This is a genomic window from Sporosarcina sp. FSL K6-3457 (assembly GCF_038007285.1).
GTDB lineage: Bacteria > Bacillota > Bacilli > Bacillales_A > Planococcaceae > Sporosarcina.
This window is the reverse complement of the sequence record NZ_JBBOWX010000001.1, coordinates 650,382-661,486: the sequence shown is the minus strand read 5'-3', so window position 1 is coordinate 661,486 and position 11,105 is coordinate 650,382. Positions and strand designations below refer to the sequence as shown.

10 protein-coding genes are annotated in these 11,105 nt (G+C 37.3%); 2 read left to right on the top strand and 8 right to left on the bottom strand.

From position 1 onward, the window contains the following. Positions 1-66 precede the first annotated feature (66 nt). From N1I80_RS03230 to N1I80_RS03220, 3 genes are all read right to left on the bottom strand, one after another. Positions 67-774 carry an ABC transporter permease gene (locus N1I80_RS03230; protein WP_340736523.1) on the bottom strand — a complete coding sequence of 236 codons (708 nt, stop codon included), beginning with the start codon at positions 772-774 and terminating at the stop codon, positions 67-69. After that, a complete protein-coding gene (locus N1I80_RS03225) occupies positions 771-1,619 on the bottom strand; it encodes an ABC transporter ATP-binding protein (RefSeq protein WP_340736522.1) in 849 nt (282 codons plus the stop codon). Before N1I80_RS03225 ends, N1I80_RS03230 begins: the two co-directional genes overlap by 4 nt. 119 nt (positions 1,620-1,738) lie before the next feature. Beyond that, a complete protein-coding gene (locus N1I80_RS03220; protein ID WP_340736521.1) occupies positions 1,739-2,803 on the bottom strand; it encodes a LytTR family transcriptional regulator DNA-binding domain-containing protein in 1,065 nt (354 codons plus the stop codon). 622 nt (positions 2,804-3,425) lie between these two features. Between N1I80_RS03220 and N1I80_RS03215 the strand changes: the two genes are divergently transcribed. Together N1I80_RS03215 and N1I80_RS03210 are read left to right on the top strand one after the other, a co-directional pair. Continuing rightward, the gene (locus tag N1I80_RS03215; protein ID WP_340736520.1) at positions 3,426-4,148 is read left to right on the top strand and encodes a hypothetical protein; all 723 of its coding nucleotides are present in this window, start codon (positions 3,426-3,428) and stop codon (positions 4,146-4,148) included. Positions 4,149-4,405: 257 nt separating this feature from the next. Continuing rightward, a complete protein-coding gene (locus N1I80_RS03210) occupies positions 4,406-5,125 on the top strand; it encodes a hypothetical protein (protein ID WP_340736519.1) in 720 nt (239 codons plus the stop codon). Positions 5,126-5,159: 34 nt separating this feature from the next. On the opposite strand, the gene N1I80_RS03205 is transcribed toward N1I80_RS03210, so the two are convergent. The 5 genes from N1I80_RS03205 to purD all read right to left on the bottom strand — a co-directional run bounded on the left by N1I80_RS03205 (position 5,160) and on the right by purD (position 11,104). Next, positions 5,160-6,305, bottom strand: a complete 1,146-nt coding sequence (locus N1I80_RS03205; RefSeq protein ID WP_340736518.1) for an acyltransferase family protein — start codon at positions 6,303-6,305, stop codon at positions 5,160-5,162. A gap of 2 nt (positions 6,306-6,307) precedes the next feature. Next, a complete protein-coding gene (locus N1I80_RS03200) occupies positions 6,308-6,961 on the bottom strand; it encodes a GDSL-type esterase/lipase family protein (RefSeq protein ID WP_340736517.1) in 654 nt (217 codons plus the stop codon). 208 nt (positions 6,962-7,169) lie between these two features. Next, entirely contained in the window at positions 7,170-8,954 is a 1,785-nt protein-coding gene (locus N1I80_RS03195) for a HAMP domain-containing sensor histidine kinase (protein WP_340736516.1), read from the bottom strand. Beyond that, positions 8,951-9,637, bottom strand: coding sequence for a response regulator transcription factor (locus N1I80_RS03190; protein WP_340736515.1), 687 nt, complete (start codon positions 9,635-9,637; stop codon positions 8,951-8,953). Before N1I80_RS03190 ends, N1I80_RS03195 begins: the two co-directional genes overlap by 4 nt. 207 nt (positions 9,638-9,844) lie before the next feature. Continuing rightward, entirely contained in the window at positions 9,845-11,104 is a 1,260-nt protein-coding gene (purD, locus tag N1I80_RS03185; RefSeq protein ID WP_340736514.1) for a phosphoribosylamine--glycine ligase, read from the bottom strand. Between the last annotated feature and the right edge of the window lies 1 nt (position 11,105).

Genomic DNA, 11,105 nt, shown 5'->3' with positions numbered 1-11,105 from the left:
AAAATATCCCCAAACCCATTTTCACAATGGTATAGGGGATATTTCTAACTCGATATAACGTTTCCCTCAATCCATCTTCCGTTTCTTAAAAACGACGACTGTCAATGCATAAACAGCGATAATCCAAAGTGCAATAATGCCGAAATTCAACCAAACTCCGCCAAGTCCGACTCCACTTTCAATCTTGACTGCAATGTCCATCAGTTGCATATTTGGCGTATAGTCTATCACTTTCAAAATAGGATATTTGTCTGCAAACATCGTGAACATTGATCCGAAGCCGAATACAAACATAAATGGCAAAATAATTACAGAAGCCTCCATAACGGATTTAGCAAGCAAGCCAAGAAGAGTTCCTAAACCGATGAAAAAGAACGAACTGAATAGAATTGCGATTGCTATCACAACTATATGCTCTGGTTGATAACCTGTGAAAAAAGCCCCGATTACAACTATAATCATCGTCGCTATTAAGCTTAATAAACTTTTCCCACCGAGTATTTCCACTGTCGAAGCAGGGGACAGCATCAGACCACGAAGCGTGTTCTTCTCTTTCTCTTCAGCTATTAAACTGCATTGAACAAATGACCCGACAGTGATCATAGAGAAATTAATGACCATGTAATGCACTTCAAGCGATACATCACCCATCTTGCCGAAAAAAAATGCAAGAATAAGTGGCATAAGTGCTGTAATCGAAACTGCTGAGTTTCTTGAAATATCCTTGAAGTCTTTCTGTAAAATAGCGTTTACGCGTTTCATTGAAAAAGTCATGATAATTTCCTCCCTGTCACTTCGACGAAAATATCGCCTAATGTTGGTTCGTTTGAATGAATGGCGACCACTTGATTTGATGACATATAGTTGAATAGTTGCTGAGCATCATCCGCAGTACTGTTCAACACCACTTTTTCATTGTTGTTTAACTCGACAGTCATCGTAGCGTCTGAATAGCGCTTTCTTAATGTACCTGGCTCATCCATCAGTCTGATTTGACCTTTGTTTAAAAATGCGACCCGATCACAAAGTAATTCCGCTTCATTCATATCATGCGTCGTTAGGAAAATCGTTGTTCCACGAGCTTGCAATTCACGAAGTCCTGTATGAATATGTTGCGAATTGACCGGATCAAGCGCGGACGTCGGCTCATCAAGAAATAGTAGCTCCGGTTCATGTAACAGCGTTCGGGCAAGCGTCACACGCTGAAGCATTCCTTTTGACAATTTCGAAACGGATTTCTTCGCTTCGCTTGTCAAATTCACAAGCGCTAACACATCAGCAATCCGTTGTTCGGGTACTTCATACAGCACACAGTAAAGCTTCAAATTATCGTAAATGGATAGCCTGCTATACAATCCACTGTTGTCTGTCAGTACTCCAATTTTCTTTCTTGAGCTCCCCTTTTTCATCCCTGAAACCGGTTCTCCAAAGACTGTTGCTTTTCCACTCGTCTGGTTTAATTGACCCGTCAATATTTTAATCGTTGTTGTTTTCCCCGAACCACTCGGACCGAGAAAGCCAAAAATCTCTCCTTTTTTAACGTGGAAATTGACGTCCTCAAGCGCTACCTGATTCGCGAAAACTTTCTCCAATGATTGAACTTCGATGATATTGTCCATTCGTACTCCCCCTAAATGTGCAAGTTATTGTTTTGTTGCTGCACCTTTAGATTAAGTCGTTTTCGTCGAAAAGACAGCATATTTACCGTGAAAAGAGCCTTTTTGGGGGTGAATGGAGCTTATTTCAGTCCCAACATCACTTTTAATTCGGCCATTTTTGTTTTTGACAATGGAATATTCGACTTTTTTTCATCATCCAAAATAAGACTATAACTATTTCGTGTCCACGTTATGACTTCGCGAACTTTTTGAAGATTGACGATATAGGAACGATGGCAACGGAAAAAACCGAAATGCTGGAGACGCTCTTCAAGCTCGTTCATCGTAAACATCGTTGGAAATCCTTCACCCTTAATATGTAAATATGACTGCCCATCATTACTTTCAATATAATCGATTTCAGGTGGATCAAAGAGCACAATTTTCTCATTGACCTTCGTCGGGATTTTTTCAAAACGAACCGGCTGAATTTCCATTTTTTCAATTTCGACGACTGCTTCTAAAATGGGAGGTTGTTCTTCTTCGATTTCAGTAGAAGTTATTTCCTCCTCAGATTCCTCCGCCATTTGGATTTCATGTAAACCACCATCATCCAACCTATACACTTTATCTGCTAAAGTAACCGCGCTCTCCATATTCCCCGTAAGAATGAGAACACTTTTACCTTTCGCGCGCAGCTCTTCCAGCATAATCATCAAAATGCGTTGTGTTTCAATGTCGATATTTTGGTCCGGCTCCTCAAAAATGAGCAAGTCAGGATTTTGGAACAGGAGCTTCGCAAATTGGATGCGGCGTTGTTCAGAGTAAGACAGCTTTTTTATCCTTACATTCCTTTTCTCTTCAAGATGAACCTTTCGCAAAATCACTGAAGTAGCTTCATATGTATCGTAAAGTTTTCCGTAGAGATTGAACTGTTCAATAACCGTTAATCGTTCATATAACCCCTCATTAAGAAATGAAAACCCAATATCCGAGAGATGTACTTTCGATATCTCGGCATTATCTATGAGAATCTCACCATTTAAAATAGGTATTTCCCTTGTAAGCATTTGTAGAAGCGTATGTCGCACATTCAAACTGGAGTGGATTACAGTCACTTGGCTACTCTCTATCTGTAAATTGAATGCGGGAAATACAAGTGTATCTTTCAATCTTTTTTCTACATTCGTAAATCGTAAACTCATCGTCTCTTCACCTTTCCATTCAAACGTCATTTTTAATTATAAATAAGCACATCATATTGTAAAAATTAGTCACGGACTTCGCTATTCCATAGTTATTATACAAGTAAATCCTCATTGTAATGGATCCCGAAGTCACGATACTTTATTGTAGTATGGCTAATTGGCATTTCAGAAAGAACGGTAAGTCCTTAGGTAGGTGTATCATTGTCGTCATTTTTGTAGTCCATACCTTCTTAAATGGTATTCGAAAGATTCGTTTTTATGGATTTCCAATACTTTCATATATCAAAAATTATAACATGACTAGATTTAAGTGATAAAAAGGAAGTTAATCCGAAAAGTTTGATAGGTGCGCTTTTCATGTTATTTTTTTAATGTCACGTTGAAGGTAAATTTTGTTATGATTATCGACGTCCATAATATGAGCCGATTAATGAGCAACCCAATTATCCCTTACTAAATTATTCGTATGGTAAGTTTAAAAGCCCTTTCACTTTTAAGAAACGTACATATCATGAAGTATCATTAGTTCTTGTCCAATTAACCCCCGAACTACTTTCAAAGAGTTTTCGAGTGTTTTTTTAGAACCAATGAAAACGAATAAGAAAGGAGGTGATACATTATGAGTAAATACCAAAAAAATAATTATGATTACGATGATGATTGTAGGAGTGATTTAGGACAACTTCAAGCTCAGCTAGAACTCCAACAACAAACACAAGAACAACTTCAAGCTCAATTACAGATTCAACAACAAACACAAGAGCAACTTCAGGTTCAAGCTCAAATTCAGGCTCAGGCTCAGGGACAAGCTCAAACTGATACAGATACTAGTTCATTCACTAATATTGGAAACCCGACACAAACAGTCAATGTGAATGTTACAGAATTAGGTGGACGAGCTGGAGCTGGAAATTTAGTGGGATTTGCTTTTGATACCCAAAACTCTACTCTTCCCCTTCCCATCATTGCTACCTTACTTTTGGATCCTCCTACCATAGTCGCAGAAGTAACATTAAATTCTGTAGCAGCTGGAAATTTAGTCTGGTTGAATGGGATATTTCATTTATCTAATGAGACTCTTACTGCAGATTTTGCTAGAATTAAAATTTACAAAGATAGTATCGTCCCAGCAAATATTATCTATGATAACTATGTTGAAATTGATAATGTTGGAACAAACGATGATGATTTCAATCAAATTATGACAGTAATGCACGTTGACCCAGTAACTACAAATAAAGCGAATGCAAAATACTTTTTAACTGCACAATCAATACGTGCTGGTGCAAATATTGTACTCAGCGGACCAATTACCTTTACTGCAGCAGAAATTAGAGGATAAAAAAGTATAAAAAGCAATGTTCAATAAAAATAGCCCCCAAACCATCTTCTGATGATTTGAGGGCTATTTTTATTCAAACGTACGCCAGCCAATATCTGTTTTGTCTCTTAATAAAATATATCTTATCATTTACCAGTATGATAAAAAAGAACATCAGTTGCATAAAGCTATTGGGTGGTTAGCACTCCCTTGTGAAGGGGGGTGTTTAAATATGATGGATACCAAACTTATTTATCATTGATGAGCTATGTAAAAAAATGAATATCCCACTATCTATGCTGTTTGAAGAACAATCACAAAATAATGATAAAAGCTCAATACTATTTTTAAAACAGCGTTGTAGGAACCCTGTTTATACTAAAAATTATGCAAGTTTTTCTTTTTTACTCGATGAACTAAGTGATAGCATCAATAAAAATAGGGAAGTGATTAAGGAGGATAAATTATTTCTTATATGGCATAAAGCAATTGTTATCCATAGGCTAAAAAGCGAACCTGAAAAGGCAAAAGAACTTTTAATAAAGCACATTCCCCAAAAGGCTATTCTTGAAACAGAATTATCTATGTTGAATAGTCTAGGTTTAATTTGTAAATCACTAGGACAGAAAAAAGAAGCTAGCGATTACTTTGCACAAGCATTTGAAGGCGTTCAATTCAATAATCAGTATGATGATCCCACACTTCCTGTCCGAGTAGGATACAACTATGCCTCCCAATTATTTTATAAAGAGAAGTATCTCCAGGTCATTGCTATAACAAATTCATCAAATGAATACTTAGACATGAACTATTTATCTTACATGCGGGGAAGAAACTTTTATATATTGGCAAGAGCATATGAGAAAATAGAGGATTATAGTTCTGCTGAAAAGTATATGAAAATTGCAATAGACATTTTCACCTCTGAAGGTAAACCAAACTATAAAGAAAAAGCGTCAAAAGATCTTGAACAAATAGCATCAAAAAGAGAAATATAGCCCTCAAACCATCATCTGATGATTTTGAGGGCTATTATTTGTTAACGGGATTTTTGGTAGGGCGCATCTTGCTCCACATGCTTTCTACCGTTCCATAACGAATTGGTTGCTCAATAAATCGCCAGGAAATCGCAGCGAAAAGGAGAGTCATACCAATTTGTATGAGAATGTGAACGATGGAATTTCCCCCTCCCCCCCCGGGGGAAAACAAGACTAAGATAGGGTAATGCCACAGATAAATTCCATATGAACGAACACCAAACCAGCGCAGTAGCTTGCCGCCTAAAATTTTACTAATCCAAGTGGATGGGTGAATGGCTGCGGCTATTACTGTAGCTGCAACAATACATTGAAGGACCATTCCACCGCGGTAGAGAAAAGCGGCATACTGATTGGTCTGCCATATCATCCAAATTAGAATGGTAAAACCGATTGTCCCGATGATATCCAATGAAATGCGCAGACATTTGTTGTCACCAATCTTCTCCTCAAACAGTTGGCTAGGTAAATATATCGCAAGTACTGCGCCAATCAGCAAAGCAAACGCACGGGTATCTGTCCCAAAATAAACCCTACTTGTATCCAGTAACCCCGGTTGATAGAGAAATGCCATTGCAAGTGCAGAAACCAATGCACCAATGAGGATGAACCCAATCAAAATCCTGCGTTTGCGAACGAAACGGAGTCCTAGTAAGAGCAGAATTGGCCAAACCAGATAAAACTGCTCCTCGACAGCCAAAGACCAATAATGTAACAGAGGTGTAGGTTGTCCGAAGTTAGAAAAATAGCCAACATCATTAAAAATGAACCACCAATTTGTCATGTAAAAAAACGCTGCTAGCAAATCCCCCCATAGATTAGCCAATTGAGGGAAATGAAACAGGGCCATCCAGCACACCACCACTATTGATACAAGGATCTGTCCTGGCAGCAAACGTTTGACACGCTTGCTCCAAAAATTCCGCAAGTTAATCCGTCCAGTATTCCCCCATTCCCTAATCAATAGATCTGTAATAAGATAGCCAGATAAGACAAAAAATATAGTTACGCCTAAAAATCCTCCAGAAGCCCATTCGAAATTGAGATGGTAGGCGATCACTGCAAATACAGCGAACGCCCTTATCCCATCTAACCCAGGCATATATCGGTTTTTCCTAGTTTTATTGATCATCGTTTTCATTTTTACTCAAGCACTCCGTCTGAGAAGTCGATATGCTCTTTAATATGGTCCAGGAAAAGAGGATAAAAGCTTTCCTCAAAATGGATCCCGTCCTCACTATACAGATTCTGCTGTTCTTCAAATATAGAGGATAAATCGATGTAATCAATCTTCTCTGTTACTGCCAACTTTTCAAGTCCCTCGTTATAATCCGGGATATTTTTATACCGTGGTTCTCTCTCCATTGCTTCTGTAGTCACTGGAGTAACCGATGTTACATGTATCTTTGCATTCGGCATTTTTTCCTTCATCTTTTTTATCAATTTAGCGTAGTTTTCCAGGTAGTCTTTCTTTGGATTATCTACAGGCATCAACAAATCATCTGACCCCAACATGATATATACATGTTCAGGTTTTTTATCCGCAATTTTGTCTACTTTTTCAATAGAGAATAGGGCTGTGGCACCTGCATTAGCAATAACATTGGAGTCCCCTAACACATCAGATAGACCTAATAAAAGTGAATCTCCAAAAAAAATGCTGTTATGATAAAAAGATTTATACGGGCCCTCCGCATCTACAGGACCTGTCTGGTTATCATTCTGTTTGCTTCCGCAAGCTGCTACAAATAGTGCAATGACGCCAATTAACACACCTAAGAATAGTTTTTTTGTCATAATAATATACCTCCATCAATAAGTTTTCTATTACTTTGAATAGATTAATGGCGAGAGATAAAGATGAGATGAAGATGATATCAATATCATTTAAAGAATAAAAAATGATGTTCTGACTTGCATGGATGAGTATTGCAAACAAAAAAGCCATCTGTTTAAAACCTTTTGTAAAGGTATTGAACAAATAGCTCAGATAAATATAAATTGTCTATACTTCTTTATTTAGATAGAAGAAAAACATCACTCCATCCTCAGTATTCAAAACACCATACCGCACACCATGCAGCTCTAAAATATTCTTTGAAATAGCAAGCCCTAATCCTGTTCCTCCTTTCGAACGTTGACGAGACATATCTCCACGATAAAAACGATCCCATATTTTCCCCAAATGTTCCTGCTTAATATGAGCCCCTTTATTTTCTACACACACTTTTACACACTCATTTTCTTCTATTGTGGAAATGATAATACGTGCATTTTCCGGCGTGTAACGAATCGCATTGGTAATAAAATTCGTCATAACTTGTTCAATCCGATGTTGGTTTGCAACGACCTTACTAGTAGAAAGTTGTTTATGGACATGTAAATGCTTATTTTTTATGTCTATAGCTAATTGCTCACATAGGCATTCGATGATCTGATCAATATAGAAGACATCCATTTTCATTTTATACGTGCCAGATTCAAATTTGGCCAATTCAAGCATATCAACAATTAACATATCCATTTTATCCACTTCTTTTGACATTGCTTTAAAATAATAATCTTTTTTATGACCGGCAACACCGTCCTCCAAAATGGAAATGCAACTCTTCATAATACTTAAAGGGGTCTTTAATTCATGCGAAACCCCGGAAATAAATTCTTTACGTGTATGTTCTAATCGCTTTTCTTTTTCTATATCTTGTTGCAATTGATCAATATGCTTATTCAAAGTAGCAGAGAGTGTATTGATATTATGTGATAGCGTACCAATCTCATCTTTTGACACAATGGGTATTTTTTCCGAAAAATCCAAGTTTGCAATCTTACTTGTCATATCGTTTATTTGTAACAATGGTTTAGCAATCTTTTTTGAATAATAAAAGGATGCCAGCACAACAAGTAGCAATACAAACAGTATTAAATACACATAATAACCTTTTAACATTTGTACAGCTTCATCAACTGGTTGTAGCGATGTCATAGCAAAAATATATATTGTTTCGCCAGTCGTATCTTTTATTGGTTTAATAAATATTTTATAATTAATATCATTTTCCTTATAGTCCGTCATTTCAGATTCACTATTATAATTCTCATTTAACAAAAGATTTACTTGAAATTGTTTTATTCTTTCTATAAGAATACGATTTGAATATATATTTGAACTTACCGACCCCAGTGGTAAGTGTAGCTTCTTAATTTGGCCTCTAAAATAAATTGGCAAACTATCTTTTAGTGAAGGTTCTATTGTGGCTTTTTTGCCATATAGCTTATCTGATAACAGTTTGTTTTCTAATGTAAATTGGCCGTTTTCTCTTGTTAAGATAACAGGAATAACTGTATCACCCTCTTCTATTCCATCAATCATAATTAAAGATCCCTGTTCAAGATTAAACTTTAGCCTTTCAATATCTTCTAAACCAATCAGGCTATACAATGGAATCTTAATTACACGATTAGAGAAATCCTTATTTCCTGAAGAGATTAAATGAACTTCTATAGAAAAATCATTTGCATACTTAATATTTCCTACACTATCCAATGTTGTAATCCATGTTGTATTTTCCTGGTAAAAATCCTGCTCTAGCTTTTGAATGATTGATCCATCCTCTTCAGCCTTCAAATACTCTTTTTCAAAGGATTGAATACTCGTTTTAATATCACTTACTTTTTGGTTAGCATAATATTGCTTGAAAAACATGGTTAGTCCAATAAAAATAGTTGCTAAAATAAGCATACCTAATAATGTTGTTAGCATAAATAATTTTGATACAATTCCTATTTTCATGCTTTCCCCTCAAATTTATAACCAGCTCGAATAACAGTTACAATACTACTTGCTTTATTATCTAATTTATGACGTAAATTACGGATATGACTATTGATTGTGCGATCATCTCCTGCAAATTCATAACCCCAAATTTTAATGATTAATTGTTCTCTCGTAATAATAATCCCTGAATTCCGCATCAAATATGTTAATATTTCAAATTCCGTATGTGTCAAACTTATACTTTCTCCATCTACTGTCACTGTTCGTGAAGGGAAATGGACATGGATACCACCACTAACTAAAGTATCTTCATTAGGCACCTTACCTACGGATGAATATCGACTATCCATTAATCGTCTTACTCTTGCCAATAAAATTGGCGGACTGTATGGTTTTGTAATATAATCATCAGCCCCCAATTCAAAACCAAGTAACGTATCATCTTCATCCATACGAGCTGTCAACATAATAATAGGCACATCAGATAATTTACGAATTCGTCTACAAACAGACCATCCATCTAATTCAGGCAACATAATGTCTAAAATAATTAGGTGCACTTCATGTTCTTCAAAAATGTCCAAGGCTTCATTTCCATCTACTGCCTCTAGTACCTCATATCCTTCATTCAATAAATAATCCTTCACTATTTCACGTAAAATATCTTCATCTTCTACAATTAATACTGTTTTTTGCATATATCTCCCTCACAGAGTCAAAATGGTTAGTACTTTTGAAAAGCATATCATAACGATATAAAGATGAGATAAAGATAACTTGTTTAGATTTTAAAATGTAGATAATGCAAGGTTATTTATCATAAAGCGTCAAAAGATCTTGAACAAATAACTTCAAAAAGAGAAAAATAGCCCTCAAACCATCATCTGATGAGTTGAGGACTATTTTTATTCAAACGTACGCCAGCCAATATCTGTTCGGTAGAAGAAACCGTTCCATTCGAGTCCAGACAAGCCTTTGTATACTTTTTCTTGCGCTTCTTTCAATGAATCCGCCTGTGCCGTTACTAGAAGGACACGGCCGCCGTTGCCGACAAAGCCAGTACCACTTGCTTTCGTACCTGCATGGAAAACATCCAAGCCTTGTGCAGTCAAACCATTAAGTTCAGGCAATGCCGCCCCTTTGACAAGATCGCCTGGATAACCATCAGCCGCAATGACAACGCCTAGCATTGCTTCATCATGCCATTTGAGATCATACGGTTTGCTGTCCATCAACGCCGCCATGAATTCACCAAAATCAGATGCCATACGTGGCAAAACGACTTGTGTTTCAGGATCTCCGAAACGTGCATTGAATTCAATGACTTTCGGCCCTTTATCTGTCAGGATTAACCCCGCATATAAAATTCCCGTAAATGGAGTTCCTTCTGCCGCCATTGCTTCAACCGTCGGAACAACCACTTTGTCATAAGCCTCTTGTACAACACTATCCGAAATTTGTGGAACAGGTGAATAGGCACCCATGCCTCCCGTATTCGGTCCTTTATCACCGTCATAAGCACGCTTATGGTCTTGTGCAATCACCATTGGGTAAATCTGTCCATCATGGACAAATGACATATACGAGAATTCCTCACCATCTAAAAATTCCTCAATGACAACACGGGACGACGATTCACCAAACTTTTGATTACCAATCATATCATCTACCGCGTCAAGCGCTTCGTCCAACGTCATGGCAACGATAACACCTTTTCCTGCTGCAAGACCGTCCGCCTTCACAACAATCGGTGCACCATTTTCACGAATAAACGCCTTCGCTTCTTCAGCATCCGTGAACGTTCCGTAGCCAGCTGTTGGAATATCGTACTTCGCCATTAGCTCTTTTGCGAACGATTTACTGCCTTCGATAAGCGCCGCAGCTTTCGTCGGCCCAAATGCTTTCAAGCCATTTTCAGCAAAGAAATCAACGATTCCTTCGCCAAGCGGTTGTTCAGGGCCAACAAATGTCAGATCCACTTGATTTTCTTTCGCGAATGAAACAAGTGCTGCAAAATCCAACGCGTCAATGTCTACACATTGCGCATCGTTTTTCATGCCATCATTACCAGGTGCTACAAATACTTTCTTAACTGAAGGGGAGACATTGAACTGTCTAGCAATCGCGTGCTCACGCCCACCGCTCCCGATAACGAGTATATTCAAT

Excerpts from the sequence above, each read along its gene's own strand:
- N1I80_RS03230 (WP_340736523.1), bottom strand. The coding sequence starts at position 774 with ATGACTTTTTCAATGAAACGCGTAAACGCTATTTTACAGAAAGACTTC.
- N1I80_RS03225 (WP_340736522.1), bottom strand. The coding sequence starts at position 1,619 with ATGGACAATATCATCGAAGTTCAATCATTGGAGAAAGTTTTCGCGAAT.
- N1I80_RS03220 (WP_340736521.1), bottom strand. The coding sequence starts at position 2,803 with ATGAGTTTACGATTTACGAATGTAGAAAAAAGATTGAAAGATACACTT.
- N1I80_RS03215 (WP_340736520.1), top strand. The coding sequence starts at position 3,426 with ATGAGTAAATACCAAAAAAATAATTATGATTACGATGATGATTGTAGG.
- N1I80_RS03210 (WP_340736519.1), top strand. The coding sequence starts at position 4,406 with ATGAATATCCCACTATCTATGCTGTTTGAAGAACAATCACAAAATAAT.
- N1I80_RS03205 (WP_340736518.1), bottom strand. The coding sequence starts at position 6,305 with ATGAAAACGATGATCAATAAAACTAGGAAAAACCGATATATGCCTGGG.
- N1I80_RS03200 (WP_340736517.1), bottom strand. The coding sequence starts at position 6,961 with ATGACAAAAAAACTATTCTTAGGTGTGTTAATTGGCGTCATTGCACTA.
- N1I80_RS03195 (WP_340736516.1), bottom strand. The coding sequence starts at position 8,954 with ATGAAAATAGGAATTGTATCAAAATTATTTATGCTAACAACATTATTA.
- N1I80_RS03190 (WP_340736515.1), bottom strand. The coding sequence starts at position 9,637 with ATGCAAAAAACAGTATTAATTGTAGAAGATGAAGATATTTTACGTGAA.